This window comes from bacterium (genome assembly GCA_016703265.1).
Lineage (GTDB): Bacteria > Krumholzibacteriota > Krumholzibacteriia > LZORAL124-64-63 > LZORAL124-64-63 > CAINDZ01.
In genome coordinates this window covers 447418-472962 of the sequence record JADJCK010000005.1, presented here as the reverse complement: position 1 = coordinate 472962, position 25545 = coordinate 447418, and the positions used below count along the sequence as shown (strand labels likewise).

Genomic DNA, 25545 nt, shown 5'->3' with positions numbered 1-25545 from the left:
CTCGTCACCGGGTTGGCGGCGTTGTCTGCGTCCGAAACTTCGACGGGTGACACCACGACGGGCGACGCCGCGGCACAGGCGGCCGCCGTGGAACTCGATTCACTCGTGGCCCTGGCCCTGGCGCGGGCTCCCGGCCTGCGCATGCGCGAGGCGGAAATCGCCGCCATGCGCGAGGACATCCCTGCGTCCGGCGCCCTGCCCGACCCGATGATCGCCCTGAGCGCCCGCGGCGAGGACTACCCGGGCGCAGGAGTGGGCACCGACCCGATGGCGATGCTGGCGCTGGAGTTCACCCAGACGATTCCCTGGCCCGGCAAGCGCGGCCTGCGCACGGCGGCCGCCGCCGCACGCGTTCCGGAGATGGCGGCCGCCCGCGAAGCCGAGCGGCGCCTGCTGGCGGCCGAGGTTCGCGAAGCCTGGGCGATGTTGTATGCCAGCGGGGCGACGGTCTCCGCCCTTCGCCAGGCGCTTTCGCTCTTCGACATGCTCGAGCCCCAGGCACTCACCCGCTACGAGACCGGACTCGGCTCGCAGGCCGACTGGCTGGCCCTGCGTCGGGAACGCGCCATGCTGGCGTCCGAGATCGACCGCGAACTGGGTGAACGCTCGGCCGTGGTGGCGCGACTGGCTTCCGTGCTCGACGACACCACGGTAGCACGCGCAGCGACCGCCGCCGCCCTGCCGCCCACCAACTCCTCCACAGCCGACGGCGCCTCCTTCGCCGAAGTGGCCATGGCCGAGGCCGGAACCGAGACGGCACGCCGGCTGCGCCTGGCGGCCGATCGCGAAGGCCGGCCCGACCTGGTCGTGGGCGCCGAGTACGGCTGGCGCGACTCGATGGCACCCATGGTCACCGCGCGCGTGGGGCTGGAACTGCCGCTGTGGAAGGGTCGCAAGCAGGACGCGATGGCACGCGCCGCCGGCCACCGCGAGGCCGCCGCGCGCCTCGCCGAGCGCGACGCTCTCCTGCGCTCCCGCGCCGAAGCGGGCGCGCTGGCGGCCCGGCGCGAGGCCGCCTTGGCGGCGGCAGCGCGACTGCGCGGGCAGATCCTGCCGCTGCTGGCCCTGACCGCCGAGAGCGCTCGCGCCCGCTATCTGGCCGGTGACGGCCCTGCCGACCTGCTCATCGAAGCCTTCAGGGACCAGGCCGAAGCCCGCGGCCGGCTCGCGCGCGAAGAGGCCGCTGCATTCGCGGCCCAGACAAGGCTGCTCGCCCTGGACGGACGCGACCCCGTGGCCGGGAATGGAGAGGATGCACGATGAACGAGACGCACCGAGATCGCAACCGGGCCCGAAGCGCGCACGCGCGGTTGGTCGCCGGGGCCGCCCTGCTGGCCCTGACCGGACTGCTCGGGTTCATCGCCGGTTGCCGTGAAGGCTCGCCCCGCGCCGACGCGGGCGCCGATGCCCATGATCACGGCGGTCAAGCCGAAGTCGCTGCGACAGCCCCGGCGCGCTGGTTGTGCCCCATGCACCCGACCTACACGTCCGATCGTCAGGGTTCGTGCCCGATCTGCGGCATGGACCTCGTCGAGGCCGCGGCGTTCGCTGCTTCGCAGGAAGGCGCCGCGGGCGGCCTGCCCGGTCTGGCGGCGCTGGAGCTCGACGACCGCTCGGTGCAACTGGCCGGCGTGCGCACACAGGCGGCCGTCGTGCAGCCACTGCGCCGATCCATCCGCGCCCTCGGCACTGTCGTGGTCGACGAGACGCGCCTGCACAGCGTCCAGTCGCGCGTGAGCGGCTGGATCGAAACCCTTTCCGTGGCCGCGGTGGGCGAGCGCGTGTCGCGCGGCGGCCCCCTGCTCACGATCTATGCGCCGGAGCTGGTGGCCACGCAGGAGGAGTTGTTGCGCGCCCGCGCCCTCGCCGGCGTCGCGACCGACGCGGAGACCCGCACCGGGGCCGCCGCACTGGCCGAGGCCTCGCGCCGGCGCCTGCGCCTGCTGGGCGTGGCCGACGACTTCATCACGCAACTGGAGCAGGGCGGCGAGGTGTCGCGCGTGGTCCCGCTGCGCTCGCCCGCCGGCGGCGTCGTCACGATGCGCGAGGCGTACGCCGGCATGGCCGTCGAACCGGGCATGGAACTGCTGCAGGTGGCCGACCTCTCGGCGGTGTGGCTCGATGCGCGCTTCTACGAGTACGAAGCCCCGCACGTCACGGTGGGCCGGGCCGTCACGGTCAGCCTGCCGCAGGAGCCGGGCCTGAGCCTGCCCGGGGTGATCGACTATGTCTACCCGACCCTCGACGTGGCCACGCGCACGCTGCGGGCCCGCGTGGTGCTGGAGAACGACTTCGGCAACCTGCGTCCCGGCACCTACGCGGACGTGGTCCTGGAAGTGGCGCAGGGCGACGCACTGGTCATCCCCGACGACGCGATCCTGGACACCGGCCGCCGGCAGGTCGTGTTCGTGGCCAACGGCGGCGGCCGCTTCACGCCGCGCGAGGTCACGGTCGGTGACCGTTCCGACGGCCTGGCGCAGATCATCGACGGGCTCGAAGCCGGCGATCAGGTGGTGGTCAAGGCTGCCTTCCTGCTCGATAGCGAGTCGCGCATCCGGGCCGCATTGATGCCGCCGCCGGGTGAACCGGCAGCCGGCGGACACAGCGCGGCCCACACCGCCGAGAAACCTGCGGGAGCCGTGCGATGATCAGCCGCGTCATCGAGTTCTCCGCGCGCAACCGCCTCCTGGTGCTGGTACTGACGGCACTGGCCTGCGTCTACGCCGTGCAGACGCTGCGCACGGTGCGCCTCGATGCACTGCCCGACCTCTCCGACACGCAGGTCATCGTCTACACTACCTGGGACCGCTCCCCCGACCTGGTCGAGGACCAGGTCACCTACCCCATCGTCAGCGGCCTGCTCGGGGCGCCTGGCGTCAAGGCGATCCGGGGCTTCTCCGATTTCGGCTTCTCCTTCGTCTATGTCGTGTTCGACGACGGCACCGACCTGTACTGGGCGCGCTCGCGCGTCCTCGAGTACCTGAACGCCATCCAGACGCGCCTGCCCGAGGGCGTGGCACCGTCGCTGGGCCCGGACGCCACGGGCGTCGGCTGGGTCTTCCAGTACGCCCTGACCGATCCCGAAGGCCGCCACGACATCGATGAACTGCGCTCGTACCAGGACTGGACGCTGCGCTACGCGTTGCAGGCCGTCGAGGGCGTGGCCGAGGTGGCCACCGTGGGCGGCTTCGAGAAGCAGTTCCAGATCACCGTGGACCCGGTACGGCTGGCGGCACTTCAGGTCCCGCTGATGGACGTGACCAACGCGGTCAAGGCCTCGAACAACGAGGCAGGCGGACGCCTGCTGGAGTGGAGCGGCGCCGAGTACATGGTCCGCGCCCGCGGCTATGCCCGCACCATCGCCGACTTCGAGCAGATCGTCGTTCGGGCCGAGGCCGGCGGCGTACCCGTGCTGCTGCGCGATGTGGCGCGCGTGTCGCTGGGCCCCGAGATGCGCCGCGGCGTCAGCGACCTGGACGGCAAGGGCGACGCCGTGGGCGGCATCGTGGTCATGCGCCAGGGCGAGAACGCACTGAACGTCATCAACCGCGTCAAGCAGCGCCTGCACGAACTGGAGCCCGGCCTGCCCGCCGGCGTCAAGGTGGTCACGACCTACGACCGCTCCGACCTGATCCGGCGCGCCATCGACACCCTGACCCACGAGCTGGTGATCCAGATGATCATCGTCTCGCTGGTCATCCTGGTCTTCCTCTGGCACCTGCCGTCGGCCATCGTGCCCATCGTCACCATTCCGGTTTCCATCCTGCTCTCGTTCATCCCGCTGGCCATGGCGGGCGTCTCCATCAACATCATGTCGCTGGCCGGCATCGCGATCTCGATCGGCGTGCTGGTCGACGGTGCCATCGTCGAGGTGGAGAACGCCTACAACCGCATCCACCTGTGGCAGGCAGGCGGCTCCAAGGGCAGCTTCCACGACGTCCGGCTCGAGGCGCTGAAGGAAGTGGGACCGTCGGTCTTCTTCTCGCTGCTCGTCATTGCCGTGGCCTTCATTCCCGTGTTCACGCTCGTGGACCAGGAAGGGCGCCTGTTCAAGCCGCTGGCCTACTCCAAGAACCTGGTGATGGGCCTGGCCGCGGTGCTGGCCATCACGCTGGACCCGGCGCTGCGGATGATGTTCGCGCGCATCCAGCCGTATACGTTCCAGCCGCGGTTTCTCGCCCGCCTGGCCACCTCGACGCTGATCGGCACCTACCACGCCGAGGAGAAGCACCCGATCAGCCGCGCCATCTTCCGCGTCTACGACCCGGCCTGCCGGTTCGTGCTCAGGCGCCCGAAGACGGTCATTCTCGTGGCCTTCGCACTGGTCGTGGCCACGGTGCCGGCGTACCTGCAGCTGGGCTCGGAGTTCATGCCGCCGCTGAACGAGGGCTCGATTCTCTACATGCCGACCACGCTGCCGGGCATCTCCGTGGCCCAGGCGCTGGAACTGCTGCAGACGCAGGACAAGGTGCTCGCCTCGTTCCCGGAGGTCGAGCGCGTGTTCGGCAAGGCCGGCCGCGCCGATACTTCCACCGACCCGGCTCCGCTCTCGATGATGGAGACCACCGTCATCCTCAAGCCGCAGGACCAGTGGCGCGCCAAGCCGCGCTGGTACACTGACCGGCTGCCCGGCTTCCTGCTGCCGCTGGTGCGCCCGATCTGGCCCGACCGCCTGTCGTGGGACGAACTGGTCGACGAGATGGACCGGGCCCTGCGCATTCCCGGCGTGACGAACGCCTGGACGATGCCGATCAAGGCGCGCATCGACATGCTGACCACCGGCATGCGCACGCCCGTGGGCATCAAGATCTTCGGACCCGACCTCGAGACCCTCGAGAGTATCGGCGGCCGGATCGAGTCGTTGCTGCCCCAGGTCGAGGGAACGCGCAGCGTCTTTGCCGAGCGTGCGGCCGGCGGCTACTTCGTCGACATCGAACCGCGGCGCGGCGAGATGGCGCGACTGGGCCTGACCGTTGCCGCCGTGCAGGAAGTGGTCATGACCGCCATCGGCGGCGAGAACGTGACGGCGGTCGTCGATGGCCGCGCCCGCTACGCCGTGAACGTGCGCTATCCGCGCGAACTGCGCGAGGACCTGGGAACCCTGGGCCGCATCCTGGTCGATACGCCGTCGGGCGCCATGGTGCCGCTGGCGCAGGTGGCGGACCTGTCGGTGACGGCCGGCCCCGCCATGCTCCGCGACGAAAACGGTTTCCTGGCCAGCTACGTCTACGTGGATGTGGCCGGGCGCGACATCGGCAGCTACGTGAAGGAAGCCCGCCAGGTGGTCCGCGACGCCGTGGCGCTGCCGGCCGGCACCACGCTGCAGTGGAGCGGCCAGTACGAGAACATGCTGCGCGTCGAGCGTCGCCTGCGACTGGTGGTACCCGCGACGCTGGTGCTCATCTTCCTGCTCCTGCTGGCCAACACGCGCTCGTCGTTCAAGGCCATGGTCATCCTGATGTCGGTGCCGTTCTCGGCCATCGGAGCAGTCTGGCTGCTGTACATCCTCGACTACAATATGTCGATCGCCGTCTGGGTCGGCCTGATCGCACTGCTGGGGCTCGACGCAGAGACGGCGGTGTTCATGCTGCTGTTCCTGGACCTGTCGTGCGATGCGGCGCGGCGCGAGGGCCGGGTGCGCACACCGGCCGAACTGGACGAGGCGATCGTGCACGGGGCGGTCAAGCGGGCGCGACCCAAGCTGATGACCGTCACGGCCAGCTTCCTCGGCCTGGTGCCGATCATGTGGTCGACCTCGGCCGGGTCAGATGTGATGAAGCACATCGCCGCGCCCATGATCGGCGGACTTGCGACCTCGTTCATCCTCGAACTGCTGGTGTACCCGGCGATCTACAAGCTGTGGCACGGCCGGCGACTGCGCGCGCAGGTCCAGGCGGATTGAACGGCGATCGGCTGCGATCGCGCGAGATCGTTCAGTTGACGATGCGCAGCGGGGGCGGGGGGCCGCCCGGGTCGTCGTCGTCGGGATCGCCGTCGAGCAGTCCCAGCTGGTGAAGCACTTCCTCCAGCCAGTCCTGGGCGTACGGCGCACGGTCCCAGGCCTCACCCAGCACCTGTTCGCAGACGTTGGCCTCGGCCTGGCTGCCGGCCGCCACGAACGGCGTCACCTCGGGCTCCGGCTCCTCGCCCAACCCGAGGATGCCAGGCGCCGCCCACGGGTTCAGCGCCATGGCGCGGTCCAGGGCCACGCGGGCGCGCTCCTCGTCGTCCACCAGCAGGTGCAACAGCACCCAGGCCCAGGCCATCACCGCCGAATTGCCGCGGTCGTACTTCTCGAGCAGGTCCCAGGCCCGCTGCACCTCGCCCATCGCCAGGTAGTCGCCCACCAGCAGCGGCGCATTGCCGGCGTGGTCGCGCGGGTCCAGTTCCATCAGGAACTCGTACCAGGTCACGGCGTCGAGCCGGTAGCCCGCGTCCCACAGCAACTCGGCGAGCTGGCGGGCCGTGCGCAGGTACGGCCGCGCCGGCACCAGGGCCCGGTAGTCGCCGTCGGCCACGGCGAAGAACTCCGGGCCGAACTCGCGCTCCGCGTCGGCCAGGATCTCTTCCAGTTCCCCGATCAGTTCCGGGCTGTCTCCGAGCGTGACATAGGCCTTGATGGCGCGGGCGTCGGTGCAGCGAGGGTCGAGCTTGAGCGCACGCCGAACCGTCGCCAGTGCCTTGGTCGCGGGCAGTTCGTAGGCGTCGTAGGCCAGATCCTGGGCTCGCTCACGGGGATCGGCCGCAATGGTGGCCTTGCGGGCGGCCAGGAGCGCCGCCTCGCCGCCGTCGTCCAGCCAGTCGGCGAACTCGACGTCGGCGGCGAACACGGGGACGGTGTCGTCCAGGACGGCCTGACGCAGCAGCCGCTCGACCCTGAATGCGGAAACAGGCGGCTTGTCGCCGCCCTTCCGGCGTCGGCCGCCGGATCCGGAAGTGGCTGGTGTGCGTGGGCTCATGTCGGCATGCTAGCGGAAGGCAGGTCGTGCGTCAAAGACGCATTGGTGCACGCGGCCGGTTCTGGTATCGTGGAGCCATCGCAATTCCAACCTGCGGCGGAGGATCATGGCGGAGCGACCGGTCATCGGATTGGCCCTGGGCAGCGGCGGCGCCCGCGGCCTGGCGCACGCAGGCGTGCTCGACGCCCTCGGCGAGGCCGGGATCACGCCCGACCTGGTCGTCGGCACCAGCATGGGCGCCATCGTGGGCGGCCTGTTCGCGCAGGACCCGACACCGTCGTCGGTCTGGAGCCGCCTGGAAAGCTACGTCGGCAACGAGGAGTTCGCCTCGTACTGGGCGCCGTTCGTCCCGCGCAACGAACTCGAGGCGCGCGACCCGCAACACCGCCTGGCCGGCATCCACGACTTCATGCAGCGCAAGATGATCGCGGTCAAGACGGTGACGCGGCCCTGGATCCAGGACGAGAGCCGCCTGCGCGGCCCCCTGGAGCAGCTGTTCGGCAAGGTGGATTTCGGCGACCTGCAGGTGCCGTTCGCTTCGGTGGCGCTGGACCTCGTTTCCGGCAACAGCGTCGTCTTCCGCGAAGGCCCGCTGGTCGACGGCATCTACGCCAGCAGCGCCATTCCGGCCGTGTTCCCGCCGCTCGAACGTGACGGCATGGTGATCTGCGACGGTGGCGGCCCGTTCCGCGTGCCGGTCGAGGCCTGCCGCGACCTCGGCGCCGACTTCGTCATTGCCGTCGATATTCCCGCCTTCGAGGACACGCGTTTCGCCACGGGCCTGGACATGGTGCTGCGCAGCAACACAATCGCCCGCCAGCGCCTGAACCGCTTCGTCTGCGCGATGGCCGATTGCGTGATCCGTCCCGATGTCACGCAGTTCCACTGGGCAGACTTCCAGGCGGGCGAGGCCTGCCGCGCGCGCGGCTACCTGGCCGCCCGGGCCGTGCTTCCCGACCTCGTGGATGAATTGAAGCGGCGCGGCGATGCCGGCCTGGGCAATCGCGCGCGCCGCGCCGTGAAGGACCTGCTGCGCATGTGAACCCTGTTGCCGGCAGGCTCAGTTCCGCTTGACCACGATGAGGCTGATGTCGTCGGCCGCCGGGGCGAACCGGCCCAGGTCGGCCGCAACCGCGTCGCAGATGCCCGCCGCCGTCAGGTCGCGCGTCTCGCGCAGGACCTCTTCCAGCCGCCCGGGGAAATAGGCCTCCTCGCCGCGGGCGTGGTCCAGCAGTCCGTCCGAATAGAGCAGCAGGATGTCGCCGGGGCTCAGCAGGGTCAGGCGGTTGGTCGTGAACGGCTTCTTGGTCAGCGGCGCTTCGACCCGGCTTTGGTCGAGGTTCTGCTCCGACGGGAAGAGCCCGATCGGGTAGAAGCTCGTCAGGCGGTCGGCGTTGATGTCGGCCAGGCGGCCGAACTCGCGCGAGAACACCACCGGCGGCGGGCTGCCTGCGTTCAGGAACGTGAAGTCGCCGTTCTGGGCGATCTCGCCGTAGATCACCGAGATGAACTTGGAGAAGTTGGCCGTCTGATAGAAACGCGTGTTCAGTTTCTCGAACAGGCCGGTCGTCACTTCGCCGTGCATCTCCAGTTCGTAGGAAACGCCGGTCAGGAACGCATGGTGCAGCCCGATGTGCACGGTGGCATCGGTGATCTGGTGGCCGGCCACGTCGGCCAGCAGCAACCCGGCGCGGGTGCGCCCCTTCGCCAGATTCGCGCGCACCTGCGGGTCGGTGGCCTTCTCCAGCCGGCGGTCGAGGTCGAAACGCCGGTTGAAATCCACATAGACAATGTGGTCCCCGCCGACAATGCCGTTGAGAGGCAGCATCCGGCCGTGGATATCCAGCCCGGGCAACCGCGGGATCTCGCCGGGCGGCGGCAGCACGCTGCTGGCGATCTGCTGGAAGTTCTCGAGTTCCCTGGCGAGGTCACCGTCCGGCCCGAGGGCCGGCAAGTGGTGGTCGGTCATGCGTTCCGCTCCGGCTGGGGCCGGGCCCGCGGGCGCGCTCCATCGCGCGGGATCGGGCCGTGGGCCCCACGATAGGACGGCGCAGCGGACTGGGCAAGCACCGGGGCGACCCCGGGCCGCAACCTCCCCCTTGCCCTGAACCCCGCCCCCGGGCATGATGCCCCCTCACGACCTCCGGACCGCCTGAAGGGAGCCGCCCGTGCACCTGTTCGAAACGATCGTCGGCAGGCTGAACTCGCTGATCTGGGGCTTCGGCATCCCGGTCGGCGATCAGATCATTCCCCTGGTGATCATCCTCCTGCTGGGCACCGGCGTCTTCCTGACGCTGCGCCTGGGCTTCGTGCAGGTGCGCCGGCTGGGCCACGGATTCGCTGTCACGACAGGCAGGTACGATGACCCCAACGAACCCGGCGACGTCCCCCACTTCCAGGCGTTGACCACGGCGTTGTCGGCCACCGTCGGCATCGGCAACATCGCCGGCGTGGCCATCGCCATCCACTGGGGCGGACCCGGCGCGCTGTTCTGGATGTGGGTGACGGCGCTGCTGGGCATGGCGGTCAAGTACACCGAGGTCACGCTGGCGCAGCGGTATCGCGTCGTCGACCCGGACGGCTCGAAGCTGCAGGGCAAGGTCTCCGGCGGCCCCATGTACTACATCGAGCGCGGCCTGGGCCCCCGCTGGCGCTGGATGGCGATCTTTTTCGCCGGCATGCTGGGGTTCACGGCCTTCCTGACCGGCAATGCCGTGCAGGCCAACACCGTGGCCGACACGCTGCTGACGACGTTCGGGCTGCCAGCCTGGGTGACCGGCCTGGTCACTTCGCTCCTCGTGGCCGCAGTGATCCTCGGCGGCATCTCGCGCATCGGCCGCGTCACGTCGGTTCTGGCGCCGGCCATGGCCGGCATCTACGGCGTGGGCGCCCTGTGGATCATCATCGCCAACATCGGTCAGTTCTTCCCGTCGCTGGCGCTCATCCTGCGCGAGGCGATGAACCCGACCGCGGGCGTCGCCGGCACCGGTATCGGCGCGATCCTCATGACGATGATGTGGGGCGTCAAGCGCGGCCTGTTCTCCAATGAAGCCGGCCAGGGTTCGGCGCCCATCGCCCACGCCGCGGCCAAGACCGACGAACCGGTTTCCGAAGGCGTGGTGGCGCTGCTCGAGCCGTTCATCGACACGCTCGTCATCTGCACGATGACGGGCCTCGTCGTGATCATGACCGGCGTCTGGCAGGACCGGCAGCCGACGGAACTGATGATCAGGGGCGGCGACAGTTCCTGGGTCGTGATGGACGCCAAGGGACACCGCCACGACGCGACGGCGCCCGCCGAGTTCCACATTGCCGACGGACGCGCGAAGGTCGTGGCGCCGGGCGAGCCTCGCTATGCCTGGCACGAGGTCGCGGTCGACGAGTTCTATGTCGACGAGGCGCAGACCCAACGCTTCAGCGGCGTGATCCGCCCCGCGGAAGGTCGCGCGGTGGCGACCGACGGTACGGTCTACAGCTCGCTGCACGGACCGGCGGCAGAGAGCGGCGCGCCGCTGACGATGAACGCCTTCGGGCACGGGCTGCCCGGGCAATGGGGCAAGTACATCGTCGTCGTCTGCGTGCTGCTTTTCGCCATCTCGACGGCGATCTCGTGGTGCTACTACGGCGACCGCTGCGCCAACTACCTGTTCGGCCCGCGCGCCATCCAGCCGTACCGCCTGGTCTACGTGCTCATGCACTTCTTCGGCTCGATCGTCTCGCTCAGCGTGATCTGGGAACTGGGCGACATCGCCCTGGGCGTGGTCATCGTGCCCAACCTCATCGCGCTGGTGCTGCTCTCGGGCCAGGTCAAGCAGATGACCGACAGCTATTTCCAGCGCAAGCCGTGGCTGGAGAACGCCGCGGCGCGGCAGAAGCTGAAAGAGGCCAATGGAGGCAAGTAACGACGCGACGGACGGACCGCGAGGCCGCGTCCTCTGCTGTCGCCCGGGCAGCGAAGAGCACCTGGCGCGCGAGGCGCAGGACAGCGGCGTGATCGCGACGGTGGCCGGCTCGGGACTGGTGCTGGTGTCAACACGGGAAGGCTCGACGGCCAACGCCCGCCCCGCGGGCGGCTGGGCCTTCGCCGATGCCGACCTGGGCGGCGCCGTGGAAGTGGGCGGTGCCTCGGTCAATGCCCACGCCGCCACCCTGGCCGAGTGGTTCGGCGAGAACGTGCGCGGCGAGGCCGTTGCCGCCCCGTGGCCGTGCGTGTTCACGGCCGCCGGCGACGAGCCTGGGCTGGCGCGGCGCGCGGCGGCCGTCGAGCGCGCGTTCGCCGAACAGTTGAAGCGCCGGCTGGGCAGGCTGGCGCGGCTCGCCACACCGCAGCGCCCGGTCGGACGCGGCCCGGCGCGCGGGCTGTTCGTCGTCTTCACGGGCTTCGACCGGGCCCTCGTCGCGCGCGAAGCCTGGCTCGGCGGCCAGCGCCGCATGGCCGACGACGCCCAGGCGCCGTCACGCTCCTATCTCAAGGTCGAAGAGGCCTACGGGCTGCTCGGCAGCGCCCCGCAGCCGGGGCAGACGGTCTGCGACCTGGGCGCCGCGCCCGGAGGCTGGACCTGGAGCGCGGCCAAGCGCGGCGCCCGCGTCACCGCTGTCGACAACGGGCCGCTCAAGGGCGGCGCGCTGGACCATCCCCTGGTCGAGCACCTTCACCAGGACGCCTTCGCCTACAGGCCGCGCGAGGGTCAGGTGTGCGACTGGCTCTTCTGCGACCTGGTCGAGGAACCGCACCATGTGCTGCGCGGCGTGGTCGAGCCGTGGCTGGCCGGACGCTGGTGCCGGCGCTTCGTGGTCAACCTGAAGTTCGGCCGCACCGACCCGCCGGCGCTGCTGCGCGAGCTCCGCGCGCCGGGATCCGCGCTGGCGCGCCACGCCGGCGGCGCCGTCATCGCCGTGCTGCACCACAACCGCGACGAGTTCACGGTGGCCGGCACGCGCACCTGACCGCGCCGGGCCGCCGCTTGACAGCACGGCGCCTGCTCCCGTACCTCATGCAGCCGGATCGCAGCCGGCACGACGACTCACGACACCCCACACGAAGCCGCCCGCCCGGCAGGGCAGAAGAACGGGCCCAGCTCTGCGCCCGTCGTGGGGTGACCATGAACGCCGCCTTCGGACGACCGACCATCGGCCTGTCGGCCAACGAACGATTCAAGCTGGGCTATCCCCGAAACCTGCGCGGCGCCGCCGTCGCGGTGTTCGCCATCCTGGCGTTGATCATCCGCATCACGCCCGAGTACCGGCCGCAGCCCTACGTGCTGCGGAGCAGCGAACTCACGCTCGTCGAACTCGAGGAGCCGCCGGTCCTGACCGAACCGGCGCCCATCGCGCCGCCCCTGCCGCTGCCACCGGTAGTCGAGCCGGGTGACGATGACAGTGCCCTCGATACGATCGAGATCCCGCCCTTCCTGATCGACGGCGATCCCGTCGCGCCGATCTCGTTTCCCACGGGGGACGAAGGGTTCGTCCCCAGTTCGACGAAACCCGCGCTCGTCCACTTCGCCAAGCCGGTCTACCCGGAGATTGCCCGGCTGGCGCGGCTCGAAGGCACGGTGCTCGTGCATGTGCTGGTGGGCGTTGACGGACGGGTGCTTGAGGTGGTGGTGGTCAAGGGTGCGCACCCGCAACTGGATCGCGCCGCCGTGGCTGCGGCGCGGCTGTGCCGGTTCACGCCCGGCAAGCAGCGGGAAATGCCGGTCAAGGCCTGGATGGCGGTGCCTTACCGATTCACGATGAACTGACGCCGGGGACCTGCGGCCGCGCGCTTTCGCGCCCGGCACCGGCCACCGTATATTCACCGCATCACTCGCGGGGCATGCGGCGGGATCGGGCATGGAATCGATGGGCGACATGCGCGGACGTAGCGCAGTCGGGCGGATGCGGCAACGGTTGACGGCAGGAGCTTGGCCGGTGGCGCTGGCAGGCGTGCTGGGCCTGATGACGGGTTGCGGGGAGGACGGCCCGAAGGATGACGGAAGCACGGCGCCGCTTCCCTGCGCCATCACGAATGTGAGCACCGGCCGGATCACGTCGTGGCTGGTGGGCATCGATGGTCCGGTCAGCCTGCGCTGGGAGCACCAGGGCGCAGCCGCGCTGGTCCGGATCGACCTGCTCAAGGGCGGTTCGCCCGTGGCGGTCGTGGCTGCAGAAACCCCCAACGACGGCTACTACAACTGGTTGCCCGGCGTGGCCGGCCAGCCCGGCGGCGACGACTTCGGCCTGCGCGTGTCCGCAATTGGTGAAGCAGGTTGTGTCGGCGAGCTGACCGGGCTCGCGATCCACGACTACTCGGGCTGCAGCCTCACCTGGACCCTGGATCTTCCCGACAACGTCATGGCCGGGGAGCCGCTCCTGCTGGAATGGTCGGGTACGACCACCAGCGGCGCCCTGAACATCGAACTGTGGCAGGACGACCTCGGCGGTCCCCCCGAGTACGTCGGCACCATCGCCACCGCCACGCCCGACGCGGGCCAATACCTCTGGGACCCGGTCGACAGCTTCAACTACGGCAGCAATGCTTGGTTCACGTTGAAGATCGTCGATGCGGTCATGCCCGACTGCGAGGCATACACGGAGACCTTCCAGATGTGGGATGTGGACATCTGCACGTGCCAGGTCCTCGGCTTCCCGGCCGAGGCCGTCTTCGAAGAGGGCCAGGTGGTGAACCTGTCATTCTTCCAGCAGAACAGCAGTCGCCGGGTGCGGTTGATGCTGCTCACCGGTGCCCTGCCGGTGCCGGGCGGGCTCATCGCCGAAGATGTGCCCACCAACGCGATGTTCGCCTGGCGGGCCGACGACTACGGTTACGCGGGCGCAACGCGCAACCGCTTCCGCATCCGCATCGTGGACATGGCCGACCCGTACTGCACGAGTGTCAGCGACGTGTTCACGATCCGTTGATTTGTCCGTTCCGCGCCGCCTCCTCGGCGGCAATGCGCCGGTAGGCATCGCGGAACGGGACGCCCTCGGCCACCAGCTTGAGCGCGCGCTCGGTGGCCCGCATCTCGTCGGTGACCGCGGCGGCGCAGCGATCCGGGTCGATGCGGAGGTTGGCCAGCACCAGGGCCATCGCCCGCAGGCTGTCCACGGTGGCCGCCACCCCCGCGAACAGCGGGCCCTTGGTCAGCTGCACGTCGCGGTTGTAGCCCGAGATGAGGCCGGCGGTCATGGCGCGCACCTTGGCCTCCTCGCCGGCCACGACATGGAAGCGCGCCCGCACCAGCTCAAGCACGTCGGGATTGCGCTTCTGGGGCATGAGCGAGCTGCCGGTGCACAGCGCCGGCGGAAGCGCGACCAGGCCGAACTCGCGCGTGGAAAACAGCAGCAGGTCGCTGGCCAGGCGGCTGAGGCCGAGCATGACCTGGCTGCAGGCGGCCAGGAGCAGGGCCTCGAGTCGCCCCCGGCTCAGCTGGGCGTACATCGGGTTGGCGAGCACTTCGGCGAAGCCGAGCTCGGCAGCCGTGCCCTCGCGGTCGAGATCGAGCACCGGCACGCCGAAACCCGCCGCCGTACCGAGCGGGCAGCGGTCGACCAGGCGGCGAACCAGCGAGAGCAACTCGTGGTCGTCGCGCGCGGCGTCGGCGTAGCTGCCCAGCCAGACGTCGACGGTGGTGGGCATTGCCGCCTGCATGTGCGTGTAGCCCGGCAGCGGGACCTGTCCCTGCGCCTGGCGGATCGCGTACAGCGCGTCGACGTAGGCCACGACCATGCCCAGCAACTGGTCGACATGGTCCTTCTCCCACAGGCGCAGCGCGGTCAGCACCTGGTCGTTGCGCGAGCGCCCGGTGTGGATCTTCCGCCCGGCCTCGCCGCACACCTTCGTCAGGTGGTTCTCGATGGCGGTATGGCAGTCCTCGTCGGCAGCGGTGATCGGAAAGCCGCCCCTTTCGGCGGCCGCCTCGATCTGCGCCAGCCCGGTCTCTAGGCTGCGCAACTCGTCGGAATCGAGCACGCCGATGCGCGCGAGCATGCGGGCATGGGCCAGCGAGGCGCGGCAGTCGTAAGGCAACAGCTGCCGATCCAGGACATGGTCGTCGCCGGCCAGGAACCCCTGCAGCCAGGGGTCGGGCTCGTCGGCCCGCGTCCACAGGGTGCTCATGTGGTGGCCGCCGCGGCCGCGGGCGAGACGACCGCGGCGACCTGTGCCGCGGCGGCGGCCCGCTTGCGGCAGATGCGGTGATGCGCCTTCAGGCGGATGGCGTTGATGCGGATGAAGCCGGCGGCGTCCAGCTGGTCGTAGCCTCCGCCCTGGTCCATGCTCGACAGTTCCTGGTCGTACAGCGAACTGGGGCTGGTGCGCGCCAGCGGCCACACGCCGCCCTTGTACAGCTTCACGGTGACCTGGCCGTCGATCAGCTCCTGGCTCTTGTGGATGGCCGACATCAGGAAGTCCATCTCCGGGCTGAACCAGAACCCGTTGTAGATCAGCTCGCTGAGCTTGGCCGCCAGCATGTCACGCAGGCACATCACCTCGCGGTCCATGGCCAGGCCTTCGAGGTCCCGATGCGCCGCCAGCAGGATGGTGCCGCCCGGGGTTTCGTAGACGCCCCGCGACTTCATGCCCACGAAGCGGTTCTCCACCATGTCCACGCGTCCGACACCGTGCGCCGCACCCATCTCGTTCAGGTACAGGAACAGCGGCAGGGCGCCGACCACCTCGTGCCCCGTGTCGAGATTGGTCACTTGCGTCGGCAGGCCGTCGGTGAAGTCGATGCGCAGCAGGGCCGCCGTGTCGGGCGCCAGCTCGGGCGCGATGGTGCGCGAATAGACCTCGGCCGGCGCTGCGGCACCCGGGTCCTCGAGGATGCCCGCCTCATGGCTGATGTGCAGCAGGTTGTCGTCCTCGCTGTACGGCTTGGCCAGCGACGACTTGATCTCGATGCCCATCTTCTGCGCGTAGTTGATGAGGTCGGTGCGACCGGCGAATGCGGCCAGGAAGGCGGCGTCCTTCCAGGGCGCGAAGACCCTGATCTCGGGCGCCAGCGCGTAGTACGCCAGCTCGAACCGCACCTGGTCGTTGCCCTTGCCGGTGGCCCCGTGCGAGACCCACTCGGCGCCCTCGCGCTGCGCGATCTCGACCTGCCGCTTGGCGATCAACGGGCGGGCGACGGCCGTCCCCAGCAGGTAGCGCCCCTCGTAGACCGCGTTGGCGCTGATCATCGGGAAGATGTAGTCGGCGACCAGCTCTTCCTTCAGGTCCTCGACGTAGACCTTGGCCGCGCCGAGGGCGAGCGCCTTGGCCCTGGCCGCCGCCAGGTCCTCGTCCTGCCCCACGTCGGCGATGTAGGCGATGACCTCCCAGCCCTGCTCGATGAGCCAGACCAGGATGACCGAGGTGTCCAGGCCGCCGCTGTAGGCCAGCACGACCTTCTTCTTCCCGTTGTCGTTCAATGCCCTGGGGGCCATCGCCTGCTCCTGCCGGTTGGATGTGCGGCGCCAACATAGGCGTCGTCTTTTGATTTGCCTGATGGAATGATTTCAGTTATTGATCATAAATAATGAGTTTACTTCCACCGGGACTCGAGGCCTTCATGGCCATCATCCGCCACGGCACCGTGCACGGCGCCGCGCGCGAGATCGGCTTGAGCCAGACGGGCGTCACGCAGCGGATCCGCGTGCTGGAGCGGGAACTGGGCTGCACGCTGTTCGTGCGCTCGCGTCGCGGCATGCGGCCCACGGCCGAGGGCGAGGCCCTGGTCCGGTACGCCCAGCGCGCGGGCGACCTCGAAGGCGAGCTGCTGGCCCTGGTGCGCCGGGCCGATCCGGCGGCCGGCGTACGCGTGACCATCACCGGTCCCTCCAGCCTCATGCGCAGCCGCGTCATCCCCGGCATGACGGCGGTACTGGCCAGCCACCCGGGGGTGGCCCTGAATTTCGAGCTGGATGACCACGACGCCGGCCTGGCCGCCCTCAAGACCGGGCAGGCGCAACTCGCGGTGCTGCCGCGCGACGACGTGGTGGTGGAACTGGACGCGAAGCCGCTGCGCCCGAGCCGGCAGGTGCTGGTGGGAACGGGCGCCTGGCGCGGCCGCAAGCTGCGCGAGGTGGTCGCCGCCGAGCGCATCATCGACTACAACGAGGGCGACGACGCCACGCTCGCCTTCCTTCGCGAGCACGGCCTGTCGAGCGCCGCGCGCCGCCGGCGCCACCTGGTCAACAATCCGGACGCGCTGGCCGAACTGGTCGCCGCCGGGCTGGGCTACACGGTGCTCGACGCCGAGTTCGCGGCCCCGTGGCTGGCCGCCGGCCGGCTCGTGAACCTCTCCCCGAAGCGCTGGCTGGACCAGGAAGTGGCGCTGGCCTGGTACCCGCGCCACGAGATGCCCGGCTACTTCCGCGCCCTGATCGACTCTGTGTCCTGACCGACAATGTGTCCTGAATCAGGCTCACCGGCCCACAAACGGAACGGCCGCCGGCAGTCCCCCTGCCCGGCGGCCGTCCCTTTTCGATCACGGCGGGGGGCCGCGACCTACTTCAGAAGAGTCATCTTCATCATCTGCGTCACACCACCGGCGGTCAATCGGGCCATGTAAAGCCCGCTGGCCACCTTGCCCCCCGCGTCATCGGCGCCGTTCCAGGTCTCGACGTGGCGGCCGATGCCGCGCGCGCCGTCGACCAGGGTCCGCACCAGGTGACCCTGCAGGTCGTAGATCTCCAGCTGCACCCGGCCGTCGCGCGCCAGGTCGTAGGTGATCTTCGTCTGCGGGTTGAACGGGTTCGGGGTGATGTCGACCAGCTGCGTCGACGCCACGGTCGGCACATTGTCCTCCACCCCGCTGGCCCACATGGGCTTGATCAGCAGGTTGTAGGAGCCGGCCTTCGCCAGTTCGGCCGACCGGGTCTTCCAGACGGCGATGCAGTAGTAGCCTTCGGTGGGCACATCGGCCACGATGAGCTCGTTGCCGCCCGCGCCGCCGGAGGAGTAGCTGATCGCCACGTAGTTCGACTTGCCCTGGTAGATGCTCGTGCTGCCATGGAGCGTCACACCCCAGTCCACGTCGCCCGTCAGGTTCATCAGGTGGATGCCCGTCTGACCCGCCGGCAGGTAGACTTCATGCAGGTCGACGATCCGGTCAGCCGCCATGCTGTACGGACCGTAGATCCCGTTCGGGTAGCTGATCCAGCCGCCCGAAGCGGTCGACTCGGCGGTGTAGTTGTTGTAGCCGGTAAAATTCACGACGCCGGCATCGTAGGACTGGTAGCCGGTCAGGTTGAAGTTGACCAGCACATAGTCGGACGTGTCGCCGCCCCAGAACGAACCGGCGAGGTTCGACGCGAAGCCGTCCTTCGCCCCTGCGCTCGGCTGGTGCAGGCGCACGTCGACGTCGCTGTCGGCCCCGGGCATGACCGCCACGGCGCGCCAGTAGCCGCCGCTGTTCGGCATCCGCAGGCCATCGCAGTTCGGATAGAAGATCTCGCCCGTGCTCAGCTCGGTCCAGCCGCCGTACGGGTTGCTGGGCATGCCCCGCAGGACGGGCGAGAAGTTCACCAGGTCGAGCGGCGACCAGACCCACTGCTCGGACCAGTCATTGTTGTCCTCGTACATCTCCTCGATCGCATTGTCGGCGTCGAGCTTCCAGGCCAGCGTGTGCCGGCCGCCCGTGAACCAATGCGCGTAGCCCCAGTTGAAGGTCGCGTTGTAAAGGGCCGGGAACGCGCCCCAGGACACCCACGAATAGAAGCTGCCGTCGACATAGACGTGGCCCGGAAGGCCGTTCGGCGAGTCGACGACGCTGTTGTTGCGCACGGCCATGTTCAGGAACGTCGAGGCCGTGTTGCCCGGCAGCGATGCGGGCGCCGGCGTCGAGCCCCCGGTGCCGTCAAACGCGCCGCGCGGCACGATCGGTGCGTACCAACCGGCTGCCAGCAACGGGATGAAGTCGGGCGGCGTCCGGTCGATCTCGATCGTCACGTTGATCGCGCCGGTGCCCTTGCTCCAGTCCGGCTGGCGGTAGACCAGCAGGGCGTGGTATCCCGCCTCGGCGATGTTGAGGTCCATGCGCGCGCGACCGGCCGCGTTGCTGCCGGCCCAGCCCGAGTACGTGTACAGGGAGCCGGTGGAGAAATTCCTGTCCAGCCACTGCGCGTAGATCGGACCGCCGAGCGGGTCGGTGTCGACCGTGATGCTGACGGGGCCGACATTTTCCGCCGAGACATAGAACTCCCAGATGCGCAGCATCTGGTTGGCATCGAACGGCGTCGTGATCGAGTCGCCGTACGCGATGTTCGAGTTCGTGACGTGCACGACCTCGTAGTTGGACATCTCGCCGTCGTAGTTGACCACGCCGACATCGTAGCTCGTGCCGTAGCCCTGCGTGTTGTGGTTGACCACGACGGCGTCGATGCCGCCGCTGCCCCCGTACGAGGCCGCCAGGGCGGTAGCGAAACCGTTGGTCGCGCCGGTGCTGGGGCTGTGCAGGTACAAATCGTGGTCGACCGTGGCCGTCAGCGGCCGCAGCACGGTTACGTCCCACCATGAGGAGCCCGTCATGCGCAAGCCGTCGCTGTTGGAATACAACGCCGAACCGTCGGTGACCGAGGCCCAGCCCGCCGTGGGCAGCGGCGGCGCTGAACGCTGGATCGCCACGTTGGGCGTCAGCGCCAGCGGGCTCCAGACCCACTGGTGGGCCCACCCGTTGTCCGACTCGTTGGTCTCGGCCACGAGGTCCGTGGCGTCCTGGCGCGTCTCGAAGGTGTGGCGGCCGCCGCGGACAGTCAGGGGCCCGAGGTTCACACCGAACTGGCCCTGCCCCGAGTTGAGGGCGCCGGACCAGGCCCACCAGTGCCACTCGTTGTCGAGGTAGGCGCGGATCTCGAACCCGGAAACCGTGCTCGACTCGCCGGCGTTCCACAGGCCGACGTTCCACCAGGTGGTGGCCGAAGCGCCCGTCAGCGTCGTCGGCTCAGGAACGCTGCCGAACGTGGCATCGCTGGTCCCGCGCGGAACGCTCTGGTGGCTCCAACCCGCGAACAGGTACGGGGCCAGGTTCGCCGGCACCGGCGCGCGGATCACATAGGGGCCGCTCCAGTTGTAGGTACTGCTCCACTTCCCGGAGCGGTCCAGGGTGCGGATGCTGAAGTAGTAGGTACCCGGGGGCAGGGCCGACGTGCTGTAGCTGGTCACGTCGCCGATGTCCAGGACGGCCGAGGGCAACCCGATGCCGCCGGCGATCGTGATGCCGTAGCCCTCGACGCCCGAGCAATCGTCATTGGCACGGGTCCACGCGAAGTCGATCGTCGGGTCGGCCGAGTCGCCGCTCGTCGAGTGGCTGGGCGAATAGAGCCCCGTCACTGCGGGCGGGTTCGCGGCGTCCAGTTCGTAGTTGCAGTTCTTCGCCGTCGCCCAGAGGCCTTCCTTGTAACCGGGGTAGCGGTTCTTGAAGGCACTCAGGAAGGCGGTCGCCGTCGTCGGGTGGTCCAGATCGACCGTGGCGATGACCTGGCTCCAGCCAAGCGACAGTTCGTCCGTCTCCGGGTAGGCGGCGTGGTTGTCGTTGGTGCCGTCGCCGATGTCGCGCACGACCGCGCCGAGGAAGCCCTCGGTCATGGTCGGGTCGGCATAGCCGGCGCCGCAGGTATAGAGGTTCTCCATGTCGTAGATGGCCATCGCGGCGCGGCCGTAGGTGGCGCCCCAGCTGGCCGGAATCACGTCGCCCATCCAGTCGGGGAAACCTTCCGTGAACGAGATGTTGGTCGTCTCGGCGCACCAGATGCAATGCCCGCAGCCGTCATCGCCGTCGCAGATGCCGTTGCAGTACGCCGGCGCCGGGCTGAGGGCGTAGAGCTCGACCCAGTGGTGGCCGTACTCGTGCGTGGCCACGTTCTCGTTCCACTGCTCGCCGGTCGAGAAGTAGATCTCGCCGTTGTAGAAGGCGCCGGCGGTGCCGTTCGGCCAGTTGCCCCGCACGAACGGCGTATCGTAGCCGTAGACGGTCCACCAGCGCCACGTGCGCACGAGGTTGGTATGGACGTGCACGGCCGGGTGCTGGTTGATGTCGGCCGGCTGCAGGGTGCCGTAGTTGAGGTCGGTGCCCGTGTAGTCGTTGGTCGTCGCGGTGTCCCTGGCATACGGGCCCGACAGGAAGGCCGGGCTCTCGGTCTGCACCTTCGAGTTGGTCGTCTCGAAGCGGACGTAGATGTCCGGCTGCGGATCGAAGAAGTCGTCGCCCCACCAGAAGGTCACGTCGTAATAGCCCTGCGCATCGGTGGCAACGGCCGCCAGCTCGGCCGAGCCGAACGGCGAATCGTTGTCGTAGACGCGCACGGTCATGGCGTCGGCGCCAATCGTCCAGCCGTCGCTGCGCACATAGACGAAGCGGCCGCGGACGCGGATGTTCCGGCCCTTGGCAGGGTCCTGCGGGGCGAGGCCGTCGCGGGAGGGCGTCGGCCCGGGGCGGACCATCGTATCGCCCACCGGCTCGGGCGCGTCGTCGTCACGGACCTTCTCCACGGGATTCGGCCCACGGATGAAGGCGATCGTCGCCGGCGACAGGTCGAAGCTGCGGGTCACCGTGAAACCGTCGACGGCAAAGGTCAGCTCCAGCAGCTGCGAAGGATCGCTGGTGACGACCTCGAAGTCGACCACCGTGGGCCGTGCCTTGTCGACGCTCAACTGCGGGCCGGCGGCCAGCGAGAGCTGGTCCCACGCGCCCTGCTCCGTGAACATCAGGTCGCTGAGCAGCAGCGGCTGGTCGGTCGTGATCTGCAACTGCCCCTTGAAGGGGACTCCGGGCTCGGCGGCACGGGGCTCGCCGAGGATACTCACGTGGACCGGCGGGCCCACATCGGCCCGCGCACCGCCGACGCCGAGCAGCGCCGTGGCCACGAGCAACAGGCAAAGAAGCTTGCGCATGATCAGGCCTCCTGTCGGCTAGCGGCCGGGGTTGACGGGCACGGGGCGGACGACGGGCTGGCCGGCCGGCGCGGGGGCATCGAATGCCGTCAAGGCGGCCTGGAGGTTCTCGATACCGGCCTGGTCGCCGGCGGCCGTCGCCAGTTCCAGCTGGACCTCGAGCAGGCGCCGGTCGGCGGCCTTCTTCTCGGCCTCGATCTGCTTCTGGATGGCCACGCCGTCCTCACCCGAGGCGCCGTTCAGCTGCGCCACAAGAGCTTCGACCTTGGCGTTCCGCTCATTCACGACGGCAGCGAAGGCGGCGCGCCGGGCCTCGCGGGCGGCATCGATCGCAGGCTCCTGCGTCGTGCCCTCCGGCTTGACGAGCTTGAGTTCGCCCGCGCGCATGGCCTCGATCTCCGCCTGGTTCTCGGGGATGTCCGCCAGCCCGGCGGCGGGGTCGATGACGTTGGTCGGGGCAACGGACGCGGCGCCGGTCTGGGCGGCCGGGATCTGGCCGGTGGCCTGCGGTTCGTCCGCGGACTGCGCGACGGCCGCCAGGCCGGCGGTCATGACGACGACGGTGAGACAACGCACGAGCTTCATGTCTTCCCCCTTGGTCCAGGCATTTCGACGGAAAGCCCGGGACACCCGGGACCGGTGGCGCCGGTCATTCAGGTGAACACGGGTCAGGGATAGTCTGCAGGTAACAGGAGTCCATTGGGGTCCCGGGATCACAAAGAGACCAGTCATTTGGCCCGTTTTTTATGCCCAGGCTGCCAAGTATTTGCGGTGATTGCATATAAGAATGATATGCATTCTCACGGGACGAGGTCCTGCACCCTCCAGGACAGCCCGCCCCCCTGTGGTGGGGCTCAGTCGGCCAGCCCGCGGTCCCGGAGGTAGGCCCGGACCCGGGCCACGAGCGCGTCCACATCATGAAGGTCGGTCTCGATCACGAGATCCGGCTCGGCGGGTGCCTCGTAGGGCGACGACACGCCGGTGAACTCGGCGATCTCGCCCGCCTCGGCCTTGCGGTAGAGCCCCTTCGGGTCGCGCCGCCGGCAGACCTCGAGGTCGCACTTCACGAAAACCTCGTGGAAGGTCCCGGGCGGCATGATCGAGCGCGCGAACTCGCGGTCGGCGCGGAACGGCGAGATGAAAGTGCAGACCACCAGGTTGCCCTGCTCGAAGAAGAGCTTTGCGACCTCGGCGACGCGCCGGATGTTCTCGGTGCGGTCGCGGTCCGAGAAGCCGAGGTCGCCGCACAGCCCGTGGCGCACGTTGTCGCCGTCGAGCAGCATCACCTGCACGCCGGCGGCGAACAGTTCGCGCACGAGCGCCTTGGCCACCGTCGACTTGCCGGCGCCGGAATAGCCGGTGCACCACAGCACGGCGCCCTTGTGCCCGTTGCGCCGCTCCCAGTCCGCCTGCGCGATGAGCCCGCCTTCCCACTGCACGTTCTGCGAGCGGTGCGACACGGCCTGCACGGACCGCGCCACGTCGCCCACCTCGCGCGACACGCCGCGGATCATGCCGGCGGCCGCCGTGCGGTTGGTGACCGGGTCGATGAGGATGAAACTGCCGGTTTCGCGGTTCGCCTTGTACGGATCGAAGAACACGGGACGCGCCGTGCGGATCGCCACGCGCCCGATCTCGTTCAGCGCAAACGTCTCGGCCGGCTCGCGGTGCAGCGTGTTGACGTCGATCCGGTACTGGACCTCGCCGACGAAGGCCTTGACCGTGTTCGTCGTGTGCTTGAGCAGGTAGTGCGTGCGGCGGTTCAGCGGTTCCTGGTCCATCCAGCACAGCGTGGCGTCGAAGTTCGTGCCCACCTGCGGCAGGTTGCGCGCCCTGACCAGCATGTCGCCCCGTCCGAGATCGATCTCGTCGGCCAGGGTGATGGCCACGGCCTGCCCGGCGAACGCCTCGGCCAGCTGCCCGTCGAACGTCTCGATCGACTTCACGCGCGACGAGCGCCCCGACGGCAGCGCCACCACTTCCTCGCCCGGGCGGATGGTGCCCGAGGCCACGGTACCGGCGAAACCCCGGAAGTCGAGGTTGGGCCGCAGCACCGTCTGCACCGGGAAGCGGAAGTCGACATAGTTGCGATCGGCCGCGACGTGCACGTTCTCCAGCGTGTGCAGCAGCGTCTGGCCCTGGTACCAGGGCATGCGCTCGCTGCGGCGCGTCACGTTGTCACCGTCGCGCGCGCTGAGCGGGATGAAGGTGACGTCGTGGATATCCAGCTTCTGCGAGAAAGCCTGGTAGTCGCGCACGATGGCGTCGTAGGTGTCCTGCCGCCAGTCCACCAGGTCCATCTTGTTGACGGCCACGACCAGATGGGGAATCTGCAGCAGCGAGATGAGGAAGCCGTGGCGCCGCGACTGCGTGACCACGCCGTGGCGCGCGTCGATCAGGATGATCGCAAGGTCCGCCGTCGAGGCGCCGGTGACCATGTTGCGCGTGTACTGCTCGTGGCCGGGCGTGTCGGCGATGATGAACTTGCGCTTGGCCGTCTGGAAGTAGCGGTAGGCCACGTCGATGGTGATGCCCTGCTCGCGCTCGGCGGCCAGGCCGTCGAGCAGCAGCGCCAGTTCCACCCGCTCGTCGCCGCGCTTCTCCGAGGTGCGCGCCACGGCGGCGTACTGGTCCTCGAAGATGCAGTTCGTCTCGTAGAGCAGGCGGCCGATCAGCGTCGACTTGCCGTCGTCCACGCTGCCGCTGGTGGTGAACCGCAGCAGTGTCTTCTCGCCGTCGGGCAGCGCGGCCGGGGCCGGTTCAATGCGGCTGTCCATCAGAAGTACCCCTCGCGCTTCTTCTGTTCCATCGACGAGTCGCTGGTCAGGTCGATCAGGCGGTTCTCCCGCTCGCTGCGGCGCGCCTCGACCACTTCCTCGATGATCTGGTCGACCGTCACCGCATCCGATTCGATGGCGCCGGTGCACGGGATGCAGCCGAGGCTGCGGAAGCGGCAATTGACCTCGACCACGTCGCTGTCGGCAAAGCCGAGCTTGCCGTCCGGGTCGACCACGTCGCGGTGCTCGCACGGCACCAGGATGCCGCCGAGCCTGACCACCTTGCGCGGCCGCGCGAAATACAGCGGCACGATGGGGATGCTCTCCTGGCGGATGTACTGCCAGACGTCGAGCTCCGTCCAGTTGCTGAGCGGGAACACCCGCACGTTCTCACCGTCGTCGATCTTCGCGTTGTACAGGCTCCACAGCTCGGGCCGCTGGTTCTTCGGGTCCCACTGGCCCAGGCGGTCGCGCACCGAGAAAAAGCGCTCCTTGGCGCGCGACTTCTCCTCGTCGCGGCGGGCGCCGCCGAAGGCGGCGTCGAAACCGTGTTTGGCCAGGGCGTCGAGCAGGCCGCGCGTCTTCAGCTGCTGGCAGCACTTGTCGTTGCCCAGGCGCGTCGGGTGGGCGCCCTTGCCGATCCACTCGTCGTTGCGCTCGACGAGCAGGCGCGCCCCGATCTCCGCCACGTGCGCATCGCGAAAGGCGTACATCTCGGGGAACTTGTAGCCCGTGTCCACATGCATGAGCGGGAACGGGAAGCGGCCCGGGTGGAACGCCTTCTGGGCCAGGCGCAGCATCACCGAGGAATCCTTGCCCACCGAGTAGAGCATCACCGGATTGCGGAACTCGGCGACGACCTCCCGCATGACGTGAGTGGATTCCTGCTCGAGGTGCTGCAGGTGGGTCAGGGTGTAGGAACCCAAAGCTGGTTCTCCCCGGGGCGGTGGTCAGG

Annotated in this window: 17 protein-coding genes; 9 read left to right on the top strand and 8 right to left on the bottom strand. The window is 69.2% G+C overall.

Annotated features, from left to right (window positions below):
* Nucleotides 1-21: 21 nt before the first annotated feature.
* Genes IPG61_11555 through IPG61_11545 form a run of 3 tightly spaced genes read left to right on the top strand, consistent with a single transcriptional unit; the run spans nt 22 to nt 5902 of the window.
* On the top strand, nt 22-1263 hold the full coding sequence (locus IPG61_11555; GenBank protein MBK6734705.1) for a TolC family protein: 1242 nt from the start codon (nt 22-24) through the stop codon (nt 1261-1263).
* Nucleotides 1260-2648: an efflux RND transporter periplasmic adaptor subunit gene (locus IPG61_11550; protein ID MBK6734704.1), complete on the top strand. Its 1389-nt coding sequence runs from the start codon at nt 1260-1262 to the stop codon at nt 2646-2648. The genes IPG61_11555 and IPG61_11550 overlap by 4 nt, the downstream gene beginning before the upstream one ends.
* Nucleotides 2645-5902, top strand: a complete 3258-nt coding sequence (locus IPG61_11545; GenBank protein ID MBK6734703.1) for an efflux RND transporter permease subunit — start codon at nt 2645-2647, stop codon at nt 5900-5902. The genes IPG61_11550 and IPG61_11545 overlap by 4 nt, the downstream gene beginning before the upstream one ends.
* Before the next feature lie 31 nt (nt 5903-5933).
* On the opposite strand, the gene IPG61_11540 is transcribed toward IPG61_11545, so the two are convergent.
* A complete protein-coding gene (locus tag IPG61_11540) occupies nt 5934-6959 on the bottom strand; it encodes a hypothetical protein (GenBank protein ID MBK6734702.1) in 1026 nt (341 codons plus the stop codon).
* A 106-nt stretch (nt 6960-7065) separates the two neighbouring features.
* Between IPG61_11540 and IPG61_11535 the strand changes: the two genes are divergently transcribed.
* Entirely contained in the window at nt 7066-8001 is a 936-nt protein-coding gene (locus IPG61_11535; GenBank protein MBK6734701.1) for a patatin-like phospholipase family protein, read from the top strand.
* An 18-nt stretch (nt 8002-8019) separates the two neighbouring features.
* On the opposite strand, the gene IPG61_11530 is transcribed toward IPG61_11535, so the two are convergent.
* Complete coding sequence (locus tag IPG61_11530) at nt 8020-8928, bottom strand: serine/threonine-protein phosphatase (GenBank protein MBK6734700.1); 909 nt, start codon at nt 8926-8928, stop codon at nt 8020-8022.
* A 286-nt stretch (nt 8929-9214) separates the two neighbouring features.
* On the opposite strand from IPG61_11530, the gene IPG61_11525 reads away from it, so the two are divergent.
* From IPG61_11525 to IPG61_11510, 4 genes are all read left to right on the top strand, one after another.
* Nucleotides 9215-10861 carry a sodium:alanine symporter family protein gene (locus IPG61_11525; protein MBK6734699.1) on the top strand — a complete coding sequence of 549 codons (1647 nt, stop codon included), beginning with the start codon at nt 9215-9217 and terminating at the stop codon, nt 10859-10861.
* Nucleotides 10848-11906 (top strand): rRNA methyltransferase, encoded by a 1059-nt coding sequence (locus IPG61_11520; protein ID MBK6734698.1) that lies wholly within the window; start codon nt 10848-10850, stop codon nt 11904-11906. Before IPG61_11525 ends, IPG61_11520 begins: the two co-directional genes overlap by 14 nt.
* A 155-nt stretch (nt 11907-12061) precedes the next feature.
* On the top strand, nt 12062-12703 hold the full coding sequence (locus tag IPG61_11515; GenBank protein ID MBK6734697.1) for an energy transducer TonB: 642 nt from the start codon (nt 12062-12064) through the stop codon (nt 12701-12703).
* A 169-nt stretch (nt 12704-12872) separates the two neighbouring features.
* Nucleotides 12873-13862, top strand: a complete 990-nt coding sequence (locus IPG61_11510; protein ID MBK6734696.1) for a hypothetical protein — start codon at nt 12873-12875, stop codon at nt 13860-13862.
* Here the strand turns inward: IPG61_11510 and argH are convergent.
* Both argH and IPG61_11500 read right to left on the bottom strand, forming a co-directional pair.
* Nucleotides 13849-15060: an argininosuccinate lyase gene (argH, locus tag IPG61_11505; protein ID MBK6734695.1), complete on the bottom strand. Its 1212-nt coding sequence runs from the start codon at nt 15058-15060 to the stop codon at nt 13849-13851. The two genes, IPG61_11510 and argH, sit on opposite strands and share 14 nt — an antisense overlap.
* The gene (locus tag IPG61_11500; protein ID MBK6734694.1) at nt 15057-16367 is read right to left on the bottom strand and encodes an argininosuccinate synthase; all 1311 of its coding nucleotides are present in this window, start codon (nt 16365-16367) and stop codon (nt 15057-15059) included. Before IPG61_11500 ends, argH begins: the two co-directional genes overlap by 4 nt.
* Nucleotides 16368-16492: 125 nt before the next feature.
* Here IPG61_11500 and IPG61_11495 point away from each other — a divergent pair, with 125 nt between their 5' ends.
* The gene (locus IPG61_11495; protein ID MBK6734693.1) at nt 16493-17323 is read left to right on the top strand and encodes a LysR family transcriptional regulator; all 831 of its coding nucleotides are present in this window, start codon (nt 16493-16495) and stop codon (nt 17321-17323) included.
* A 107-nt stretch (nt 17324-17430) separates the two neighbouring features.
* Here IPG61_11495 and IPG61_11490 read toward each other — a convergent pair whose 3' ends face one another.
* The 4 genes from IPG61_11490 to cysD form a co-directional block, all read right to left on the bottom strand.
* Nucleotides 17431-21813: a T9SS type A sorting domain-containing protein gene (locus IPG61_11490; protein ID MBK6734692.1), complete on the bottom strand. Its 4383-nt coding sequence runs from the start codon at nt 21811-21813 to the stop codon at nt 17431-17433.
* 18 nt (nt 21814-21831) lie between these two features.
* Nucleotides 21832-22398, bottom strand: a complete 567-nt coding sequence (locus IPG61_11485) for a hypothetical protein (GenBank protein MBK6734691.1) — start codon at nt 22396-22398, stop codon at nt 21832-21834.
* Between the two features lie 269 nt (nt 22399-22667).
* Nucleotides 22668-24590, bottom strand: a complete 1923-nt coding sequence (cysN, locus tag IPG61_11480) for a sulfate adenylyltransferase subunit CysN (GenBank protein MBK6734690.1) — start codon at nt 24588-24590, stop codon at nt 22668-22670.
* Nucleotides 24590-25516 carry a sulfate adenylyltransferase subunit CysD gene (gene cysD / locus IPG61_11475; protein ID MBK6734689.1) on the bottom strand — a complete coding sequence of 309 codons (927 nt, stop codon included), beginning with the start codon at nt 25514-25516 and terminating at the stop codon, nt 24590-24592. Before cysD ends, cysN begins: the two co-directional genes overlap by 1 nt.
* Nucleotides 25517-25545: the final 29 nt, after the last annotated feature.

Coding starts and splice junctions, on each gene's coding strand:
- IPG61_11500 (MBK6734694.1), bottom strand. CDS start 16,367: ATGGCCCCCAGGGCATTGAACGACAACGGGAAGAAGAAGGTCGTGCTG.
- IPG61_11515 (MBK6734697.1), top strand. CDS start 12,062: ATGAACGCCGCCTTCGGACGACCGACCATCGGCCTGTCGGCCAACGAA.
- IPG61_11520 (MBK6734698.1), top strand. CDS start 10,848: ATGGAGGCAAGTAACGACGCGACGGACGGACCGCGAGGCCGCGTCCTC.
- argH (MBK6734695.1), bottom strand. CDS start 15,060: ATGAGCACCCTGTGGACGCGGGCCGACGAGCCCGACCCCTGGCTGCAG.
- IPG61_11495 (MBK6734693.1), top strand. CDS start 16,493: ATGGCCATCATCCGCCACGGCACCGTGCACGGCGCCGCGCGCGAGATC.
- IPG61_11550 (MBK6734704.1), top strand. CDS start 1,260: ATGAACGAGACGCACCGAGATCGCAACCGGGCCCGAAGCGCGCACGCG.
- IPG61_11530 (MBK6734700.1), bottom strand. CDS start 8,928: ATGACCGACCACCACTTGCCGGCCCTCGGGCCGGACGGTGACCTCGCC.
- cysN (MBK6734690.1), bottom strand. CDS start 24,590: ATGGACAGCCGCATTGAACCGGCCCCGGCCGCGCTGCCCGACGGCGAG.
- IPG61_11490 (MBK6734692.1), bottom strand. CDS start 21,813: ATGCGCAAGCTTCTTTGCCTGTTGCTCGTGGCCACGGCGCTGCTCGGC.
- IPG61_11535 (MBK6734701.1), top strand. CDS start 7,066: ATGGCGGAGCGACCGGTCATCGGATTGGCCCTGGGCAGCGGCGGCGCC.
- IPG61_11540 (MBK6734702.1), bottom strand. CDS start 6,959: ATGAGCCCACGCACACCAGCCACTTCCGGATCCGGCGGCCGACGCCGG.
- IPG61_11545 (MBK6734703.1), top strand. CDS start 2,645: ATGATCAGCCGCGTCATCGAGTTCTCCGCGCGCAACCGCCTCCTGGTG.
- IPG61_11485 (MBK6734691.1), bottom strand. CDS start 22,398: ATGAAGCTCGTGCGTTGTCTCACCGTCGTCGTCATGACCGCCGGCCTG.